Source organism: Catellatospora tritici (genome assembly GCF_019083965.1).
GTDB classification, from domain to species: domain Bacteria; phylum Actinomycetota; class Actinomycetes; order Mycobacteriales; family Micromonosporaceae; genus Catellatospora; species Catellatospora tritici.
This window is the reverse complement of record NZ_JAHRCY010000017.1, coordinates 29754-49129: the sequence shown is the minus strand read 5'-3', so window position 1 is coordinate 49129 and position 19376 is coordinate 29754. Positions and strand designations below refer to the sequence as shown.

The window sequence follows — 19376 nt, the reverse complement described above, 5'->3', positions numbered from 1 at the left end:
TCAGTACCGCGCTCCTACGCTGGACCCGTGGAGCTGACGCGCCTGTTCACGGCACGCCTGCACGTCGATCTTCGACGGCAGGCCAGCGCGCTGTGTCCGCGCGCACCGCGCGCCTGACGCCTCCCCCGCACCCCTCTTTCGCCGCACCTCTCGCGGCTCCCCCTGCCCGGCCCACGTGGGCGCGCTGCCGCGCCCGCGCGCCGCCGCGCACCCAAGGAAAGGCGATTCCATGTCGGACACCCCGTCGCTGCGGCGGCGCTCGTTCCTCGCGGCCTCGGCCGCGGCGGGCGTGGCGGCCGCCACCGGCCTGCCCGCCCAGCCCGCCAACGCGGCCGCCGCCCGGCCGAACATCCTGGTCATCGTCACCGACGACCAGCCCAAGAACACCCAGTGGGCCACCCCGCAGACCATCGGCTGGCTCGGCGACCACGGCACCACGTTCGCCAACGCGTTCTCGGTGACGCCGCTGTGCGCCCCGTCGCGCTCCACCATCTTCACCGGCCAGTACGCGCACAACCACGGCGTACGCGGCAACCAGCACCAGGAGAACCTCAACCATCACGCCACCGTGCAGCGCTACCTGCAGGAGGCGGGCTACCGCACCGGCCTGTACGGCAAGTACCTCAACGGCTGGGACGTGCACGACAACCCGCCGTACTTCGACGAGTTCGCGCTGCTCGCGCCGATCACGTACAACGACGGGCAGTACAACGTCAACGGGACCGTGCAGACGATCAACGGCTACAGCACCACCGTCGTCAAGAACCGGGCGCTGCAGTTCATCCAGCGCAGCACCACCGACACCCGGCCCTGGTTCCTGTACGTCGCCCCGAAGGCCCCGCACGGCCCGAACACCCCGGACGTGCCGTACGCCGACACCGAGGTCCCGGCCTGGGACGGCCGCCCCGGCGTGCCCGAGAACGACCGCGCCGACAAGCCCACCTACATCAAGAACGCCGACGGCACCCTGGCCGACGGCAAGAACATCCGCACCGCACAGCTGCGCACCCTGCTGTCGGTCGACGACGCGGTGCAGGCCATTCACGACAAGCTCGAAGCCCTCGGGCAGCTGCAGAACACCTTGGTCTTCTTCATCTCCGACAACGGCTTCGCCTGGGGCGACCACGGCTGGACCAAGAAGTCGGTGCCCTACGGCCCGGCGATCGAGGTGCCGTTCCGGGTCTCCTGGCCCGCCGGCGGCCTGAACGCCGGGGTCACCGACAACCGGCTCACCGGCAACATCGACATCGCGCCGACCATCCTGGACGCCGCCGGGATCACCCCCGACAGCCAGCACCCGCAGGACGGGCACTCGCTGCTCGGCTCCTACCGGCGCGACCACATCCTGACCGAGTTCTTCAAGCACGGCACCGCCGCGGGCGGCCCGCCGAGCTGGTCGTCGTACGTCACCGCCACCAAGCAATACACCGAGTACCGCGACGTGCACACCGACGCCAACGGCATCCCGACCGGCACCGGCGCGATCCTGTTCCGCGAGTACTACGACCTGGTCAACGACCCGCACCAGCTGACCAACCTGCTCTACCAGGCCACCCCGGCCCAGGAGACGGCGCTGGGCATCCCGGCGCTGGCCACCCAGCTCGCCGCCGACCGCACCAGCGCCGGCCCCACCGCCCCCTAGCCCCCGCCCTGCGGGGTGAGGAAGGGCACCTTCTCAACGGACGTGTGCTAATAAGGTGCCCTTCCTCACCCCTCGGGCTGACCTCTGGAGTCGTCGTGGACGATCAGCATCCCGCCTGCTGCACACCCGGCCGGGCCGTGGCGGTTCAGCTCGCGCCGCCGGCGCCGACGGCGGGCTCGCGCGCCGCCGGACGCACCGTCGCGCTGCCCGGCGGGGCGTTCCTCATGGGCACCGACGACAGCGAGGGCTTCCCCGCCGACGGTGAGGGGCCGGTGCGGGAGGTGACCGTGCGCCCGTTCCGGATCGATCCGACCACGGTGACCAATGCCCAGTTCGCCACCTTCGTCAAGGCGACCGGGTACGTCACCGAGGCCGAGCGGTTCGGCTCGTCGTACGTCTTCGGCGGGCACCTCGCCCCCGACCTGGTCGCCCGCAGCGCCCGCGTGCCGACCACGCCCTGGTGGTTCGAGGTCGCGGGCGCGAGCTGGCGCGACCCGTACGGTCCGGGGACCGGCATCGGCGACCGGCAGAACCATCCCGTGGTGCACGTGTCCTGGCACGACGCCGTCACCTACTGCGACTGGGCGGGCACCCGCCTGCCGACCGAGGCCGAGTGGGAGTACGCCGCCCGCGGCGGGCTGGTGCAGGCCCGCTTCCCGTGGGGTGACGAGCTGACCCCCGGCGGCAGGCACATGTGCAACATCTGGCAGGGCGAGTTCCCCACGCGTGACAGCGGCGTGGACGGGTTCGCCGGGACGGCGCCGGTCAAGTCGTTCCGGCCCAACGGGTTCGGCCTGTACAACATGGCGGGCAACGTGTGGGAGTGGTGCGCCGACTGGTTCAGCCCGGACTTCCACACCACCGGCCCGCGCGTCGACCCGACCGGCCCGCCGGAGGGCGCGGCGAAGGTGATGCGGGGCGGTTCGCACCTGTGCCACGTGTCGTACTGCAACCGCTACCGGGTGGCGGCCCGCTCGGCGAACACGCCCGACAGCTCGACCAGCAACATCGGCTTCCGCGTCGCGGCGGACTGACCGCGCGTCGGACTGACCGCGCGTCGCGCCCCGCCCGCCCGACGACCGGCGGGCAGTATGGGCGGCATGTCCTGGTTGGCCCGGCGTCCGCTCATACGCTGGCTCGTCAACACCGCGATCCTGATCGCGGTGTACTTCGTCGTGCCCACCGACGCCGGCAGCGGGACCGTCGAACTGGTCATCCGGACACTGTTCTCCCTGGTCGGGCTGGTGGTGGTGGCAGCGGTCATCCTGCGCCAGATCAGCCACCAGCTCGGCGACGGCGAGCGGCCGCTGATCGGGCTGCTGAACGCGCTGACCGTCGGGGTGCTGTTCTTCGCGCTGGCCGACTACGTGGTCGCGGTCGGGTCGCCGGGATCGTTCGTCGACCTGCAGACCCGAATCGACGCGCTCTACTTCGCGCTGTCCACGCTGGCCACCGTCGGCTTCGGCGACGTCCACGCGCAGGGGCAGCAGGCCCGCGTGCTGGTCATCCTGCAGATGGTCTTCAACACGGTGGTCATCGCGGCCGGGGTGTCGGTGCTGTCGCACCAGCTCGCCTCCCGGGCCCGCGAGCGCCACCGGGACCGGGACCGGGACCGGGACCGGGACCGGGACCGGTGATCTTCGGCGCGTCGCCGCCACCCGGACGGGTTCGAAGTCCTACGATCGTGCGAAGTTTTCCGTACAAATCACCATCAAGTTCGTGATCATGTTGACACCAGATGCAGTCGGCTCGATACGGTCCACTTCGGCCCGGTGCTCTCGCCACGGCAGACACCGCGCCGGTCCTTGTTGTCTACGGAAGGTAAGCGACTTGTCCGGCCGACATTCCCTCGAGCACAAGCCCCGAAGGACGTTCGCCCCCATCGCCACCGCCACCGTCGCCACGGCCATCCTGGTCGGCGGCACCGCACTCGCCGTCGAGGCGACCTCGCCCGACACCGGCAGCGATCCCGCCGCCACCCAGCACACCGACAACCTCGCGGCGGCCTCACCCAGCGTCACCCCGATCGTGGTGCAACGCATCCCCGACAAGGTCTCCCGCGGCGCCGTCCGCGCCGCCGCCTCCGGCGCCGGCCAGACGGCCACCGTCGTCGGCACCGGCTCCTGCAAAGCCTCCTTCTACGCCGAGGGGCAGGGCACCGCCAACGGCGAGCGCTTCAACCCCGACGCGCTGACCGCGGCGCACAAGAGTCTCAAGTTCAACACCCGGGTCCGCGTCACCAACCCCACCAACGGAAAGTCCGTGGTGGTGCGCATCAACGACCGCGGCCCATACATCGCCGGGCGCTGCCTCGACCTGTCCCGCGCCGCGTTCGCGCAGATCGCGAACCTGTCCAGCGGCGTCACCACAGTGAAGTACGACATCCTCGCGTAACACGCCGACCGGCGCAAAAGGCGCCGCAGGCATGCCAAGATGTCGATATGACGTCCGTATACCTCGAACTCGGCTCGAAGCGGATCTTCGCGTGCGCGCTGGAGTGGCCCGGCTGGTGCCGCTCCGGCCGCGACGCGGAGTCCGCGCTCGCGGCGCTCACCGCGTACGCCGACCGCTACGCGGTGGTGGTCGAGCGCGCGAAGATCCCCTTCGAGACGGGCGCGCTACGAGTGGTGGAGCGGGTCAAGGGCGGCAGCACCACCGACTTCGGCGCCCCGGAGCGCCCGGCCGGGGCCGACCGGCGCCCGTTCGGGGCCGAGCAGGCCGCCCGGCAGGCCGCGCTGGTGCGCGCCGCCTGGGAGACACTGGCCGACACCGCCGCACACGCACCCGCCGAGCTGCGCAAAGGCCCGCGCGGCGGCGGGCGGGACCGGGACAAGATGCTCGATCACGTGGTGGCCGCCGAGGCGTCGTACGCCCGCAAGATCGGGGTGAAGCACAAGGCGCCCGCCTTCGACGACACCGCCGCGATCGCGGCGATGCGCGCCGACATCCTCGACGTGCTCGCCACCCCGCGCGACGGCAGCCCGCCCGTGCCCGGCGGCTGGTACGTGCCCTACGCCGCCCGCCGCATCGCCTGGCACGTGCTGGACCACGTCTGGGAGATGCAGGACCGCGCCGACACGTGACGGCCCCACCTGCCGTTATCCGTTCGCCGGGCAGCGACGCCGCCACCTAGGATCGGCGCAACCATCGGCGTCCCGGACGCAGAAAGTGCAGGTGTCGTCAATATGCGCTGGTCAGAGTTGTACGTCCCGACGCTGCGCCAGGACCCGGCCGGCGCCGACGCGGTCAGCCACCGGCTGCTGCTGCGCGCCGGATACATCCGGCAGCTCATGGCGGGCCACTACAGCCTGCTCCCGCTGGCCGTCCGCGTCCGCGCGAAGATCATCGACATCATCCGCGACGAGATGTCGGCCATCGGCGCCCAGGAGTTCCTGCTGCCCACCATGCAGCCCGCCGAGGTGTGGCAGCAGAGCGGCCGCTGGAACATGATCGGGCCGGAGATGTTCCGGCTGGTCGACCGCAAGGACGCCGACCTCGCCCTCGGGATGACCCATGAGGAGATCTTCACCACCGTCGCCCAGGAGCTGCGCTCCTACCGCGACCTGCCCCAGCGCTGGTACCAGTTCCAGACGAAGTTCCGCGACGAGCCCCGCCCCAAGAGCGGCCTGATCCGGGTACGCGAGTTCACCATGAAGGACTCGTACAGCTTCGACACCGACGCCGCCGGGCTCGGCAAGTCCTTCGCCGCGCACCGCGACGCCTACCACCGCATCTTCGCCCGCCTGGGCATCCCCGCCATCGCCGTGGAGGCCTCCAGCGGCATCATGGGCGGCAGCGACTCCACCGAGTTCATGTGCCCCACCGACGCCGGTGAGGACATCGTCGTCCACTGCGCCTGCGGCTACGCCGCCAACGTCGAGAAGGCCACCTCGCACCTGCCCGCCACGGCCGACGGCACCGGCCTGCCCGCGCCCGAGCCGTTCGACACCCCGGACGTACGCACCATCGAGGACCTGGTCCGCGACCACGGCGTCACCGCCGACCGCCAGATCAAGACCCTCGTGTACGTCGTCGACGACCAGCTCACCCTGGTGCTGATGCGCGGCGACCACGCCCTGGTCGAGCAGAAGCTCATCGACACCCTCGGCGCGGTCGAGGTCCGCCCCGCCCACCCCGAGGAGATCCGCGCCGCCCTCGGCGCCCTGCCCGGCAGCCTCGGCGGCGTCGGCGTGACCGAGCTGCCGATCCTGGCCGACGAGGCGCTGCGCGGCCGCCGCGACATGACCACCGGCGCCAACCGCGACGGCGTACACCTGCGCGGCGTCGACCTCGACCGCGACATCGCCGTGGGCCGCTGGGCCGACCTGCGCGAAGTCGTCGCGGGCGAACCCTGCCCCCGCTGCGAGCAGCCCCTGGACGTGCTGCGTACGGTCGAGATCGGGCACATCTTCAAGCTCGGCAGCCGCTACACCGAGGCCCTCGGCGTGACCGTGCTCGGCCCCGACGGCGAACGGATCACCCCGATCATGGGCAGCTACGGCATCGGCGTGGAGCGGGCGCTGGCGGCGATCGTGGAGACCCACCATGACGAACGCGGCATCGTCTGGCCCGTCGCGGTCGCCCCGTTCGCGGTCGCCATCGCCCAGCTCGGCACCGACGAGCAGGTCGTGGCCGCCGCCGAGCGGCTCTACGCCGACCTGCGCGCCCGCCGGATCGACGTAGTGCTCGACGACCGCGCCGAGCGCCCCGGCGTCAAGTTCAGCGACATCGAGCTGGTCGGCATCCCGTACCGGATCACCGTCAGCGCCCGCGGCCTGGCCGACGGCACCGTCGAACTCACCACCCGCGCCGACGGCACCACCACCCGCATCCCCCTCCCCGACGCCATCCCCCACCTCACCACCCTCCTCACCCCCTGACGCGGTAAGGAAGGGCCCCTTCTTATCGCAATACGTGGAAGAAGGGGCCCTTCTTGACCCTGCGCGCAGCCGACGGCGGCGCGCAGGGTCGAGTGCCGGAGCGGGTGGCGGGTCAGGCTTGCAGGCGTAGGCCGGGGGAGGCGAGCAGCACCGGGCAACCCGCGACCGCCGAAGCCTCGGCGAGCAGGCGCTCGTGGTCGAGCCAGGAGCGCAGGTGGGTGAGCACGAGCAGACGGGCACCCGCGCGGGCGGCCAGCAGCCCGGCGTCGGCGGCGCTGAGGTGGCGCGGCACGCTGTCCGGCTCGTACCCGCAGGCCTCGGCGAGCAGAACCGAGCAGCCCTCGGCGAGTTTGTCCAGTTCCGCGCAGGGGGCGGTATCGCCGGTGAAGCACAGCCCGTCGCCGACGCGGTACGCATACGACTCCATTCCGTGCGCCACCGCCGCCACCCGCACCTCGAACGGCCCCAGCGGCAGCGGTCCGGGCGGCGTGACGGTGCGCAGCCGCAGCACCGCCTCGTCGGTCCAGCCCAGCGCCCCGGGCAGGTTCGCCGGGCCGTACACGTCCAGCGGCCCGGCCCCGACCCGCTGCCGCAGGTACGACAGCGCGTTGAGGTCGTAGTAGTGGTCGTTGTGAGCATGGCTGATCAGCACCGCATCCACCTGCTCGGGTGCGCAGTACCGCTGCAGCGGCCCGGCCGACCCGGTGCCAAGATCCAGCAGTAGCCGGTATCCGTCCTGCTCGACCAGGTAGCACGAGCTCGCGCTGTCGGGCCCGGGCACCGAGCCCGAGCAGCCGACGACCGTCAGTCGCATCAGATCCCCCTCTTAAAGTAAAAGCGTCAGCATTCTTACCGGAGTTGGACGCAGTCCGTGGTACCCCGCACAATGGACCACCCAGCGAAAGGACCAAGATCATGTCCCGATTCCCTGAGGTCGTCGAGCGGATGGCCACGGACCCCGAGTTCGCCGCGCACGCCCGTACCAGCCCCGACGAGGTCGCCGAGCAGTACGGCCTCAGCCCTGACGAGGCCACGCAGATGCAGGCGCTGACCGACGCCACCGGCGCCGGGCCGACCGCCCTGGACACCCGCCTGTCCAAGAGCGGCATCGGCAGCGGCGGCCTGGCCGGGCTGCTGGCCGCCGCGGGCGACAAGAAGGACGATGACGACGATCCGACCCGCCCGCTGGGCCGCTGGGTGGGCCCCGGCGCGGCCGACCGCTGACGCTGATCAGCTGGTACGCGTTCCCGCGCCCTCGCCGACCGCACACCGGCGAGGGCCGCGGCGTCAACAAGGGGCCCCTCTACCTCGGAAAGCGATAAGAAGGGGCCCTTCCTTACCTCAAGGTCAGAGGCTGCGTTTGAGCATGGCGTCGGCCAGGGCGTCGGCGCACTCGGCCAGGCGCAGGCCGACGACGTCGAGGCGGCGCAGCAGTTCGCGTTGCTTGAGGACGGGGGCGGTGATGTCGCCGCTGAGCAGGTCGGCCAGGGCCTGGGCGTAGAGGTGGCGGACCCGGCCGGAGCGCTTGTGCGCGGCCAGCGCCGCCTCAGCCGCCTCGGTCGGCCGCTCGATCAACCGGTCCAGCGCCCGGCGCAGCTCGCGTAGGCCGATCGCGACCTGCTCCAGCATCGCCACCGCCCCGGCGTCCAGGCGAACTCCGTAGAGATCGGTCTCGCGTACGTAGTCGCGCAGGTGGTCGAGCACGTCGTCGACCGAGCGCGACAGCCGGAACAGGTCCTCCCGGTCGATCGGGGTGGTCAGCGCCGCCGCCAGCTCGGCGACCAGCCGTCCCCGGTGGGCGTCGCCGACGTGCTCGATCTCGGCGATGCGCAGCCGTGCCAGCGGCGGCTCCAGCTCGCCGATGGTCACCGCGACCGCCAGCGCCACCCCTTCCAGCGCCGCGTCGATCTGTGCGACCACGATGGACAGCACCCGGCGCGGCGCCCGCCCCGCCAGATCGTCCAACACCCGCCGCAGCCTCATCCCCTCACCTCCGGCACACCCACCGCACGCCCACTGGACCCGCTGGACCCGCGGGACCCGCGGGCCGCGCCCGGCGTGGTTGGGCTGCAGTTTCGGGGAAAGTGCAAGAATGGCGGCCCGGATTCCTGCAGTTTCCCCGAAACTGCACCCAAACGCGGCGACGGAGGCGGCGACGGGGGCGGCGGGGTCATCGGAGTTCCCGTAGGACGAGTCCGGCGGCGTAGCCGAGGGTGAGGCTGGCGGGGAGGGTGACCAGCCAGGCGGTCATCACGGGGGTGGCGAACTGCCAGCGCACCCGGCGCACCCCGCAGCTCGCGCCCGCGCCGACCAGCCCGGCCGCGGCCGACTGGGTCATGCTCACCGGTACGCCGAACCCGGCGCTGCCCAGCACCGCGGTCGCGGCGGCGACCTCGGCCGACACCACGTGCCAGGGCCGCGGCGGCAGCAGTCCGGCGGTGGCGCCCCGGGCGATCCGGCGCAGGCTCAGCACCGCCCCGGTCGCGAAGACCAGTGCGGTGGCGCACAACACCGGCACCGTCGGGGCCAGCATGCCCCGGGCCCGGTGCGCGACGGCCAGGGCCACTCCGACGACGGCGAACATCTTCTGGCCGTCGTTGGCGGCGTACGCGAGGCTCTGCCCGGCGAAGGCGGTGACGTGGGCGTAGCGCAGCGCGCCGGGCAGCCGGGCGCTGGTGGGCAGGCGCCGGGCGGCCAGTCCGAGCAGGTAGCCCAGCAGGCCGCCGAGCAGCGGCGCGGCCGCCGCGACGGCGAGCACCAGGCCGAGGGTGGACCAGACCGGGGGCACGCCCAGTCCGGCGCCGACCCCGGCCAGGCCGCCGAGGACCGCCAGGGTGAGGCTGGTCGGCACGCCGCGCCAGGTCAGCAGCAGCACCAGGGCCAGTGCCACGGCGACGCCGGTGAGCAGGATCAGCGGTCCGCGTACGGCGTGGGCGTCGATGAGGCGGTCGGTGAAGGTGCGCGCGACGGCCAGTCCGAACAGGGCGGGACCGACCACGATGGCGGTGAGCAGCACGGCGAGCACCCCGAACAGCGGCACGTCGCGTCGTAGGGCCAGCGACAGCAGCGCCGCGCCGTCGTTGGCGCCGCAGACGAACACGAATCCGGTGGCGAGTATGGCGAACACGATCGGCATCTCGACCACCCCCCGGCTGCGCAGGGATCTTCCTGCCCGATGGCGCTCGGCGCCGCGGCCGGACTGTGCAGGAATCAACCGTACGTGATCAACCGATGACACCGGGCTCACCTGGGCGAATCCAGACCTAATCCTTTTGCGACCCCGCCGACGGCTCGCATAGGGTTCCGGCTCGGGAGGAACAATCACATGGCGAAGCTCAACCAGATCATCGCGGTCGAGAAGGGCGTCAAGAGCCGCTCGTTTCAGGACCTGACCGAGGCCCACCACGCCGTGCAGAAGCCGGCGCTGCTGTCGGGCATCTCGCGGACATACCAGGCCAAGGACGAGGAGGGCGAGCAGCTGCCGCCGGAGTCCACCCGGGTGCAGACCCGCGCCGAGGACGTGCTGCGGCAGATCTCGACCACGCTGACCAGGCTGTTCGACGTCACCGCGACCAAGGACGCCACCAACTGCGTCGCGCGCGCCGATGTCGTCGTCGACGACCGGGTGCTGCTGTCCGACGTGCCGGTGACGTACCTGCTGTTCCTGGAGAAGCAGCTCACCGACCTGCACACCTTCGTCAAGAAGCTGCCGGTGCTGGACGCGGCCGAGTCGTGGGTGTTCAGCGACTCCGCCGACTGCTGGTCGACCGAGCCGGTGCGTACGATCCGCACCAAGAAGGTGCCGCGCAACCACGTCAAGGCCGAGGCGACCGAGAAGCACCCGGCGCAGGTCGAGGTGTACTACGAGGACATCGCGGTGGGCTACTGGACCACGGTGAAGTTCTCCGGGGCGCTGCCCGCCAAGCGGGTGTCGGTGCTGCTGGACCGGGTGGAGCGGCTGCAGCAGGCGGTCAAGTTCGCCCGCGAGGAGGCCAACAACGCCGAGGCCGTCGACCGCCACGTCGGCGACAAGGTGTTCGGGTACCTGTTCGCATAAACCGAGACTCCCCCCGCCGGAGGGTGGGGGGTGCGCCAGGAGCGCAAGCTGAAGCTGACGCTGAAGCTGACAGACGCGGTCCAGTGCAGGTTCGACTCCTGCCCCCCGCACCACGCGCGGGGGTAGCCCAATTGGTAGAGGCAGCCGCGATCAAACTCAGACTCTCGCTCCAGATTCAGCATTCGCCGCCGATCGCCAGATCGACCGCGTACGGACGATCTCCACCGAGGTGCTGGTTCGAATCCAGTCTGCGCCGCTCATGGCGCGGTGGTTCCAACGGTAGGACGCGGGGACTTCATGACTGATCCGTACGCTTAAACGTGCTGGCGTGTGCAAGTCGGCGGCATCACGAGGCCCGGGGGCAGGCCAAGCCCTCGGGCCTCACCATTTCCCGAGATGCGTCCCTGTTTTGCCGTAAATTCATGTTATGTCGGAAAAGCAGCGGCAACCCGGGCTCACCGGGCTGGCCCTCGGCGCGGCGGTCCTGGTCGCCGAGCGGCTGAAGCGGCTGGGCGGCACGGACCCCGAAGACCAGCAGCGCACCCAGGACCTGCTCACCAGCGGAGTCGAACCCGCCCTCGTCGACGCGCGCTCGCCGCTGGCCGTGGCCGTCGGCTTCACCCAGCAGGGCGCGGAACTGGCCCGCCAGACCGCCGTCAGGCTCGCCGAGACCGGCCGCGACCAGGCCCGCCGCCTACGGGCCGGCGTCGACGCCGCCGTGCCCCGCGTCGCCCCGCTGGCCACCGCCCGCGACACCGTCAACGGTGCCCGCGACCGGGGCCGCGACGCCGTCACCACGGCGGGAGCGCTCGGCCGCGACACCCTGCTCACCGGCCGCGCCGCGGCGCTGCGCGCCTTCAGCGGCACCGTCGAGGAGACCGTGTCCTGGCTGGAGCGCACCATCGTGCCCCGCATGGTCGACAACCTGGTCCCGCACCTGATCGACCGGGTCGTGCCCCGGCTGGTCGAGGGCGCGCTGCCCGAGATCCGGCACAAGGTCATCCCGGTCGTCATCGACGACCTCACCCGCGACCCGCGGATGCAGGCGCTGATCACCGAGCAGAGCCGAGGCATGCTGGCCAACGCCGCCGACGAGCTGCGAACCACCTCGGCCACCGCCGACGACCGGCTCGAGGAGTCGTTCCGGCGGCTGTTCCACGTGCACCACACGAACGGTGACCGGTGACGGCGCCCGACCATCAGTCGTACGCCGGAATCGTTTCACGCTTGTCCGGGCTCGCCATCGACGCCGCCCTGCTCACGCTGGCCGCGTCCCTGGTCGTCACCGGCGTGCCGTCGGTCTGGGCCACCCTGGAGGGCAGCACGCCCGGCTGGCTCAACGCCACCACCGGCCTGATCGCGGCCCTGCTGCCCGTCGTCTACTTCGCCGCCTGCTGGTGGCTGACCGGCCAGACCGTCGGCAGCCTGCTGCTGGGCACCATGGTCCGCCGGCCCAACGGCCGCCACCTGGGTCCGGGGCGGGCTCTGCTGCGGGCCGCGGTCGGTCTCGCCTTCCCGCCGGTATGGCTGCTCGGCATGCTCGGGGTGCTCACCGACGACCGGCGGCGCGCCTGGCACGACCGTCTCTTCGGCACCGTCGTCCGGTACGTCCCCCGCCGCCGCCCGCTGCGCTGACCCGCACCACCCGGCCCTGTGGATCGACCCTGGCCTGTCAAAACACGGATCTCGCAGATTCATCCGCCGGCCAGGGAACGTCCTGCCGGACGGGCGGCAGCGCGGCGGCGGGAGTATGGTCGGCTGCTGTGCGCCTCCCCCTCCTCGTAACCGGCGCGGTCGCGCTGGCCACCCTCGCCGCCTGCGGCACGGCCCCCGCGGCCGCACCCGCCTTCGTGCCCGCGACCAGCCCGTCCGCGAGTGCCACCCCGTCGACGGCACCGAGCCCCGCCCCCAGCCCGAGCCCCAGCGGCTACCAGGGCAAGTACGTCTACCCGGTGCTCGGCAACACGTCCTACGGGCACACCCACCACGACTACCCGGCCACCGACGTCATGGCCAAGTGCGGGTCGACCGTGGTCTCGGCCGTCGACGGGCTGGTGCTGGAGGTCGACCGGGTCAACCGGTACGACCCGAAGAAGGACGACGGCGCCCTGCGCGGCGGCCTGCACATCTCGATCCTGGGCGACGACGGCCTGCGCTACTACGGCTCGCACTTCTCGGCGATCGAGACGTCGATCCAGCCCGGGGTGCGGGTGACCGCCGGGCAGAAGCTCGCCAAGGTCGGCCAGACCGGGCTGGCCAGCGCCTGCCACCTGCACTTCGGCATCTCGCCGGTGTGCGCGCGTACCGGCGACTGGTGGAACCGGCGCGGGGTGATCTGGCCGTGGAAGTACCTGGACTCGTGGAAGAAGGGCGGCCAGAAGTCCCCGGTCGCCGAGATCACGGCCTGGCAGAAGAAGAACGGCTGCCCCACCAAGCCGACCGCCCCCTGACCCACGGCGGCCCGTCCGGCGGACGGATCTCGGAAAGAGTCCGCTGGACGGGCCGCGTCAAGCTGCACCGGGTGGTCGGCCGGGCCGGGCGTCAGCCGACGTGGATGGCGCCCTCGGCCGGGAGGTCCTTCTTGTTGACCTTGATCAGCAGCAGGATGACCAGCGCCGAGAAGGTCAGCAGCCCACCGCCCCAGGCGAACGCCACCGTGTACCCGTGCACCGCCGCGTTCGCCTGCACCAGCGGCAACGGCCCGTCGGCGATGTGCTCGGTCAGGTACGCCGCCGACGCGTTCAACGCGAACGTGCTCAGCAGCGCCGCCCCCAGCGACCCGCCCACCTGCTGGGTGGCGTTCAGCGTGGCGCTGGCCGCGCCCGCGTCGTGCTCGGGCACCCCGACCAGCGCGAGGCTGGACAGCGGCACGAAGGTGAACCCGAGGCCGAGGCCCAGCACGAGCGCCCCGGGCAGCACGTGGGTGGCGTACGCGGTGCCCAGGCCGATCTGGGTGAGGAAGAACATCGCCCCGGCCGCGAGCACCGCCCCGGCCACCATCAGCGGCTTGGCGCCGAGCTTGGGCATGAGCTGGCTGGCGGCGCCGGCGGAGATGAACACGCCCGCCGAGATCGGCAGCGAGGCCAGGCCCGCCTCGATCGGGGTGTAGAGCAGGATGCCCTGGAAGTAGAAGGTCAGGAAGAAGAACGCGCCCATCAGCCCGGCGCCGGTGAGGATGCCGGACAGGTACGCCCCGCCGCGGTTGCGGTCGAGCACGATGCGCAGCGGCAGCAGCGGGTGCTTCGACTTCAGCTGGATGATCACGAAGGCGGCCAGCAGCAGCGCGCCGCCGCCGATGAAGCCCAGCGACACCGGCGACTCCCAGCCGTACGCGGGCTCGGCGGCCTTGGTGAGGCCGTACACCAGGCCGACCAGGCCGAGGGTGACGGTGACGGCGCCGGGGATGTCGTAGCGGGTGTCGCCGTGGGCGCGGCTCTCCGGCACGACCGGCAGCGCGGCGGCGATCGCGATGACGGCGATCGGGATGTTGACCAGCAGGCACCAGCGCCAGTTGGCGTACTCGGTGAGCACACCGCCCAGCAGCAGGCCGATGGCGGCGCCGCCGCCGGCGATGGCGCCGTACACGGCGAAGGCCTTGGCCCGCTCCTTGGCCTCGGTGAACAGCACCGTCAGCAGGGCCAGGCCGGCCGGGGCGAGCAGCGCGCCGAACACGCCCTGCAGGCCGCGCGCGGCGAACAGGGTGAGCCCGTCCTGCGCGGCGCCGCCCAGCGCCGAGGCGAGCGCGAAGCCGATCGCGCCGACGATGAAGGTGCGCTTGCGGCCCCAGTAGTCGGCGATGCGGCCGCCGAGCAGCAGCAGGCCACCGAAGGTCAGCGTGTACGCGGTGAGCACCCACTGCCGTTCGGCGTCGCTGATCTGCAGGTCCACCTGCATCTTCGGCAGCGCGATGTTCACGATGGTCGCGTCGAGCACCACCATGAGCTGCGCCAGCGCGATGATCGCCAGGGCCGGCCAGCGGCGGGGGTGGACCGGCGCGGCGGCGGGGGTGGGCCCGTCGGCACGGGTGAGGGTGGCAGTCACAGGGGCAGCCTTTTGCAGAACGAAACGGAGTCGTATCGACCGTAGCCAGCCGTCGACCGCATTCGTGCAGGTGTGAGGCCTGGATCACGGCCGACCCATCCGTCCGGCGCGCGGCCGCGAATGCCTTGTGGTACCCAGGTGGCGGGATTCCGGCCGGAGAGGCACAGCGGTGAACACAAGCGACGAGCAGCCGTACCAACGGCCCGATCATCTGGCGGCGGTGCCCGACCCCGCGCCCGATGCCGAGACCCTGCTGCGCGCGGTGGCGCGCGGCGACGAGGCCGCCTTCACCCGGCTGTACGAGCTGGTCGCGCCACGCGTGTACGGCCTGGCCCGCCGCGTGCTGCGCGACCCGGCCCAGGCCGAGGAGGTGGCCCAGGAGGCGCTGCTGGAGGTGTGGCGCAACGCCAGCCGGTTCGACCCGGCGAAGGGCTCGGCCACGGCCTGGGTCTTCACCATCACACACCGCCGGGCGGTGGACCGGGTGCGTTCGGAGCAGGCGGCGCTGGACCGGGTGCAGCGGCTGGCGCCCGAGCCCGAGCAGACCCCGGCCGACGAGGTGGTGGAGCAGGCCACGGCCCGGTTGCAGCGCCAGCAGGTGCGCCGCTGTCTGCGTACGCTGACCGACCTGCAGCGCGAGGCGGTCACCTTGGCGTACTACGGCGGCTACACGTACAAGCAGGTGGCGCAGTTGCTCGACGCGGCGTTGCCCACGGTCAAGACCCGCATGCGCGACGGCCTGATCCGGCTGCGCGACTGCCTCGGTGTGGAGGTGGCCCGATGAGCAGCCCGAACGAGCTCCACACGCTGGCCGGGCCGTACGCGCTGGACGCGCTGGACCCCGACGAGCGCCAGGTCTTCGCCCGGCACCTGGACGGCTGCGCGACGTGTGCGGCGGAGGTGGCCGAGCTGCGGGAGACGGCGGCGCGGCTGGCCGACGACACCTGGTCGGTGCCGCCACCGCGGCTGCGCGAGCAGGTGCTGGCGGGTATCCGGCGCACCCGGCAGGTGCCCCCGGCCCGGCCGGTACGCGACCGTCCGGGCGCGTCGGCCAGGCGCTGGTGGCGCCATCCGGCGGCGCTGGTGACCGCGGCGTGCGTACTGGCCGCGGCTCTGGTCGGCGGCACCTGGGCGGTGCAGGAGCAGCGGCTGCGCGACGAGCGGGCGGCCGCGCGGCAGGCGCAGGAGCGGGCGGCCACGATCGAGTCGGTGCTGACCGCACCGGACGCGACGGTGCGCCAGGCCGCCGTGGCCGGGGGCGGCCGGGTGACGGTGGTCGCCTCGCCGACCCGCGACGCGGCGGTGGTGCTGCTGGCCGGGGCGCACGATCCGGGTGCGGGGCACGCGTACCAGTTCTGGCTCATGCGGGATGGCAAGCCGCGGTCGGCGGGCTGGCTGGCGGCCGGACAGACGCAGGCGACCCAGCTGGTCGAGGGCGTGCGCGGGGCGGATCTGCTGGGCGTGACGGTCGAACCGGCCGGAGGATCAGACTCGCCGACACTGCCCATCATCGCCCAGGTACCGATGGTTTGACACAAAAACGACAAATTTGGCGTGAATTGCACCAAACCGGGGCGACTTCGGTGTCGAATCACCGGTGGAGGTTTCACCGGAGAAAGGACCCCACCAGTCATGTACGGCAAGAAGAAGCTGACCGCCGCGGCGAGTCTCGTCGCCCTGTCGCTGTCCCTGGCCATGGCCGCCTGCGGCGGCAGCGACACCATGACGGCCCCGCAGGCGCGTCAGTCCGAGACCGGCATGCCCATGATGAGCCCGAGCATGGGCATGCCGTCCCCGGGCATGAGCATGGGCCCCGGCGGCACGTTCGGCGCGGCCTGCGCCGCGCTGCCCACCGACCCGGCCATGGCGGGCAGCCTCGAACAGATGGGACAGCAGCCGCTCGCCTCGGCCGCGGCGGGCAACCCGCAGCTGTCCACCCTGGTCGCGGCGATCACCAAGGCCGGGCTCGCCGACACGCTCAACTCCGCGCCGGAGCTGACCGTGTTCGCCCCGAGCAACGACGCGTTCAGCCAGGTGCCCAAGGCCGACCTGGACCGCGTCATGGCCGACCCGGAGCTGCTCAAGAAGGTGCTGACCTACCACGTCGTCACCGGCAACCTGGCGCCCGACCAGCTCGACGGCTCCCACAAGACCGTCGAGGGCCAGGACCTGAAGATCAGCGGCAGCGGCACCGACTTCAAGGTCAACGACACCGCGACCATCACCTGCGGCAACATCAAGACCAAGAACGGCACCGTGTACATCCTCGACGGCGTGCTCATGCCCCCGGCCTGATCGGGGCCACCCTGGCTGCGCCCGAGCGCACCGGACACGCGGCGCGCCTACTCCCCCGGGAGTAGGCGCGCTCACTCCGCCCATGCGACGACACCGCCTCCCGCGCGACCTAGCGTTGAGGCATGACCTGGGACTCCCCCGAATTCCGCGACCTGCGCGCCCGCCGCGGCCGCGCCCTGCCGATCGTCGTCGGCCTGATACAGGTGTTCGCCGTCTTCGCCATCACCCACACCACGTTCTCCAGCATGTCCACCGGCGGCGCGTACGACCTGCCCCTGCTCGGCTACGGCCTGCTGTTCGCCTCCGCCGCGTCGCTGTACCTGATCCGCCGCAGCCCGGTCGTCGCACTGGCCGCCACCGCCGCCTGCACCGCCGCCTACGTCGTGCTGCAGTACCCCCCGATCGGCCCGTTCTTCCTGGCCCTGGTGATCGCGCTGGCCAGCGCCGTCGTGCTCGGCCACCGGACCGCCGCCTGGATCACCGCCGCGCTGGCCTACGCCGCCTGGTGGCAGTACAACCTCCCCGTCGCGGAGTTCATCCACAACCTCCCCGTCGCGGAGTGGCGCCACCAGGAGCGACTCATCGCCGGAGCGTTCGTGCTCGCCGCACCGCTGCTGTTCGGCCAGCTGATCCGCAGCAACCGCGACCGGGTCATCGAGATCCGCCGCCGCCGCGTCGGCGACGAGCGCCTGCGCATCGCCCGCGAGGTGCACGACGTCGTCGCCCACCACATCTCCCTGATCAACGTGCAGGCGGGCGTCGCCCTGCACCTGATGGACGCCGACCCCGAGCAGGCCCGCACCGCGCTCACCGCGATCAAGACCGCCAGCCGCGACACCCTGCGCGAGCTGCGCACCACCCTCGGGGTGCTGCGCGGCGTCGACGAGGACGCCCCGCGCACCCCCGCACCCAGCCTCACCCGGCTCGACGAACTGGTGGAACGCTTCGCCGCCGCCGGGCTGCGGGTCGACCTGCGCGTCACCGGCACCCCGCGCGCCCTGACCGCCGCCGTCGACCTGGCCGCGTACCGGATCGTGCAGGAGTCGCTGACCAACGTCCACCGCCACGCCGGAGTCGACAACGCCCAGGTCACCATCGGGTACGGCGCCGACGAGCTGCTGCTGGACATCACCGACCGGGGCCGGGGCGGGGTGCCCGGCGACGGCAACGGGCTGGCGGGCATCCGCGAACGGGTCGCCTCGCTGGGCGGTACCGTCGCGGTCGGCCCGCGTGCCGAGGGCGGCTTCACCGTCTGCGCGGCGCTGCCGACCGGAGCCGCGTGATGATCGACGTACTGCTGGTGGACGACCAGGCACTGGTGCGCGCGGGCTTCCACGCCCTGCTCGCCGCCCAGGAGGACATCACCGTCGTGGGCGAGGCCGCCGACGGCGAGGAGGCGGTCGCGCTGACCGCCTCCCTGCGCCCCGACGTCGTACTGATGGACATCCGCATGCCCCGCCTCGACGGCATCGAGGCGACCCGCCGCATCGCCGCCGACCCGGCCCTGGCCGAGATCAAGGTCGTCATCCTCACCACCTTCGACCTCGACGAGTACGTCTTCGACGCCCTGCGCCACGGCGCCAGCGGCTTCCTGGTCAAGGACACCGAGCCCGCCGACCTGATCCAGGCGGTCCGGGTGGTGGCCCGCGGCGACGCGCTGTTGTCCCCCGGCGTCACCCGCCGCCTCATCGCCGAGTACGCCCAGCGCTCGCGGCGCCCCCGCGACACCGATCGGCTCGCCGTGCTCACCGAGCGCGAACGGGAGGTCATGGCGCTGGTCGCGGCCGGGCTGTCCAACGACGAGATCGGCGAGCGGCTGTTCGTCAGCCCCGCCACCGCCAAGACCCACGTCAGCCGGGCCATGATCAAGCTCGGCGCACGCGACCGGGCCCACCTGGTCGTCGAGGCGTACGAGTCGGGGCTGGTCCGGCCCGGCTGGGCCGGTGAGTGAGATGCGACTGTCGCGCGACAACCGGCGCTGGCTGCTGACCACGCACATCGGCGCCTCGGTCGGCTGGCTCGGCGTCGCCTACGCGATGCTCATCATGACGATCACCGCCGAAGGGTCGACCGACCTGGCGACCCGGCAGGGCGCGTACGCCCTCATGTCGACCCTCGACCTGGCCGCCGTGCTGCCGCTGGGCCTGCTCGCCCTGGCCACCGGCGTGATCCTCGGCGTAGGCACGCACTGGGGGCTGGTCAAGCACTGGTGGGTGGCGGTGAAGCTGTTCCTCAACCTGGCCGCGCTGGTCATCCCGATGCTGACCCGCCATCCGGCACTGGCCGACGCCCTGGCCGCGGCCCGCTCCGGGCTGCTGGTCGACCCCGCCCGGCAGGTGCTGGACGCCTCGATCGCGTCAGTGGTCGTGCTGACCGCCGCCACCGTCCTGTCGGTCTACAAGCCCTGGGGCAGGACCGGCGCCCGGATCTGAGCCGGATCGAGGCCGGTTCCGGGGCGTTC

At 72.1% G+C, this 19376-nt stretch carries 22 protein-coding genes; 18 read left to right on the top strand and 4 right to left on the bottom strand.

The features are described 5' to 3' along the window. Positions 1-27 precede the first annotated feature (27 nt). The 7 genes from KUA19_RS45060 (at position 28) to KUA19_RS30655 (ending at position 6522) form a co-directional block, all read left to right on the top strand. Entirely contained in the window at positions 28-117 is a 90-nt protein-coding gene (locus tag KUA19_RS45060; RefSeq protein ID WP_372451896.1) for a putative leader peptide, read from the top strand. A gap of 112 nt (positions 118-229) precedes the next feature. Continuing rightward, on the top strand, positions 230-1642 hold the full coding sequence (locus KUA19_RS30680; RefSeq protein WP_217401557.1) for a sulfatase family protein: 1413 nt from the start codon (positions 230-232) through the stop codon (positions 1640-1642). A 95-nt stretch (positions 1643-1737) separates the two neighbouring features. Next, positions 1738-2676 (top strand): formylglycine-generating enzyme family protein, encoded by a 939-nt coding sequence (locus tag KUA19_RS30675; RefSeq protein ID WP_372451895.1) that lies wholly within the window; start codon positions 1738-1740, stop codon positions 2674-2676. 66 nt (positions 2677-2742) lie between these two features. Continuing rightward, complete coding sequence (locus KUA19_RS30670; protein ID WP_254550358.1) at positions 2743-3279, top strand: potassium channel family protein; 537 nt, start codon at positions 2743-2745, stop codon at positions 3277-3279. Between the two features lie 193 nt (positions 3280-3472). After that, positions 3473-4036 (top strand): septal ring lytic transglycosylase RlpA family protein, encoded by a 564-nt coding sequence (locus tag KUA19_RS30665; RefSeq protein ID WP_254550357.1) that lies wholly within the window; start codon positions 3473-3475, stop codon positions 4034-4036. A 47-nt stretch (positions 4037-4083) separates the two neighbouring features. Beyond that, positions 4084-4725 carry a hypothetical protein gene (locus KUA19_RS30660; protein ID WP_217401551.1) on the top strand — a complete coding sequence of 214 codons (642 nt, stop codon included), beginning with the start codon at positions 4084-4086 and terminating at the stop codon, positions 4723-4725. Between the two features lie 102 nt (positions 4726-4827). Continuing rightward, complete coding sequence (locus tag KUA19_RS30655) at positions 4828-6522, top strand: proline--tRNA ligase (protein ID WP_217401549.1); 1695 nt, start codon at positions 4828-4830, stop codon at positions 6520-6522. 112 nt (positions 6523-6634) lie between these two features. On the opposite strand, the gene KUA19_RS30650 is transcribed toward KUA19_RS30655, so the two are convergent. Next, complete coding sequence (locus KUA19_RS30650; RefSeq protein WP_217401546.1) at positions 6635-7336, bottom strand: MBL fold metallo-hydrolase; 702 nt, start codon at positions 7334-7336, stop codon at positions 6635-6637. Between the two features lie 101 nt (positions 7337-7437). On the opposite strand from KUA19_RS30650, the gene KUA19_RS30645 reads away from it, so the two are divergent. After that, a complete protein-coding gene (locus KUA19_RS30645; RefSeq protein WP_217401544.1) occupies positions 7438-7746 on the top strand; it encodes a hypothetical protein in 309 nt (102 codons plus the stop codon). Positions 7747-7869: 123 nt separating this feature from the next. On the opposite strand, the gene KUA19_RS30640 is transcribed toward KUA19_RS30645, so the two are convergent. Then, entirely contained in the window at positions 7870-8505 is a 636-nt protein-coding gene (locus tag KUA19_RS30640) for a DUF47 domain-containing protein (protein WP_217401542.1), read from the bottom strand. A gap of 187 nt (positions 8506-8692) precedes the next feature. Then, positions 8693-9658, bottom strand: a complete 966-nt coding sequence (locus tag KUA19_RS30635; protein ID WP_217401540.1) for an inorganic phosphate transporter — start codon at positions 9656-9658, stop codon at positions 8693-8695. Positions 9659-9847: 189 nt separating this feature from the next. On the opposite strand from KUA19_RS30635, the gene KUA19_RS30630 reads away from it, so the two are divergent. From KUA19_RS30630 to KUA19_RS30615, 4 genes are all read left to right on the top strand, one after another. Then, positions 9848-10579, top strand: coding sequence for a DUF7873 family protein (locus KUA19_RS30630; protein WP_217401538.1), 732 nt, complete (start codon positions 9848-9850; stop codon positions 10577-10579). Between the two features lie 427 nt (positions 10580-11006). Beyond that, a complete protein-coding gene (locus KUA19_RS30625; RefSeq protein WP_217401537.1) occupies positions 11007-11765 on the top strand; it encodes a hypothetical protein in 759 nt (252 codons plus the stop codon). After that, complete coding sequence (locus KUA19_RS30620) at positions 11762-12214, top strand: RDD family protein (RefSeq protein WP_308167739.1); 453 nt, start codon at positions 11762-11764, stop codon at positions 12212-12214. Before KUA19_RS30625 ends, KUA19_RS30620 begins: the two co-directional genes overlap by 4 nt. Positions 12215-12342: 128 nt before the next feature. Next, on the top strand, positions 12343-13029 hold the full coding sequence (locus KUA19_RS30615; RefSeq protein WP_308167738.1) for a M23 family metallopeptidase: 687 nt from the start codon (positions 12343-12345) through the stop codon (positions 13027-13029). A 91-nt stretch (positions 13030-13120) separates the two neighbouring features. On the opposite strand, the gene KUA19_RS30610 is transcribed toward KUA19_RS30615, so the two are convergent. Then, positions 13121-14620, bottom strand: coding sequence for an MFS transporter (locus tag KUA19_RS30610; protein ID WP_308167737.1), 1500 nt, complete (start codon positions 14618-14620; stop codon positions 13121-13123). Positions 14621-14789: 169 nt separating this feature from the next. Between KUA19_RS30610 and sigK the strand changes: the two genes are divergently transcribed. From sigK to KUA19_RS30580, 6 genes are all read left to right on the top strand, one after another. Then, entirely contained in the window at positions 14790-15404 is a 615-nt protein-coding gene (sigK, locus tag KUA19_RS30605) for an ECF RNA polymerase sigma factor SigK (RefSeq protein ID WP_372451894.1), read from the top strand. Next, positions 15401-16153, top strand: coding sequence for an anti-sigma factor (locus KUA19_RS30600; protein ID WP_217401531.1), 753 nt, complete (start codon positions 15401-15403; stop codon positions 16151-16153). The genes sigK and KUA19_RS30600 overlap by 4 nt, the downstream gene beginning before the upstream one ends. Before the next feature lie 99 nt (positions 16154-16252). After that, positions 16253-16915: a fasciclin domain-containing protein gene (locus tag KUA19_RS30595; RefSeq protein WP_217401529.1), complete on the top strand. Its 663-nt coding sequence runs from the start codon at positions 16253-16255 to the stop codon at positions 16913-16915. A 122-nt stretch (positions 16916-17037) separates the two neighbouring features. After that, a complete protein-coding gene (locus KUA19_RS30590) occupies positions 17038-18198 on the top strand; it encodes a sensor histidine kinase (RefSeq protein ID WP_217401527.1) in 1161 nt (386 codons plus the stop codon). Further along, a complete protein-coding gene (locus KUA19_RS30585) occupies positions 18198-18866 on the top strand; it encodes a response regulator (protein ID WP_217401525.1) in 669 nt (222 codons plus the stop codon). Before KUA19_RS30590 ends, KUA19_RS30585 begins: the two co-directional genes overlap by 1 nt. After that, a complete protein-coding gene (locus KUA19_RS30580; RefSeq protein ID WP_217401523.1) occupies positions 18859-19347 on the top strand; it encodes a hypothetical protein in 489 nt (162 codons plus the stop codon). The genes KUA19_RS30585 and KUA19_RS30580 overlap by 8 nt, the downstream gene beginning before the upstream one ends. Positions 19348-19376: the final 29 nt, after the last annotated feature.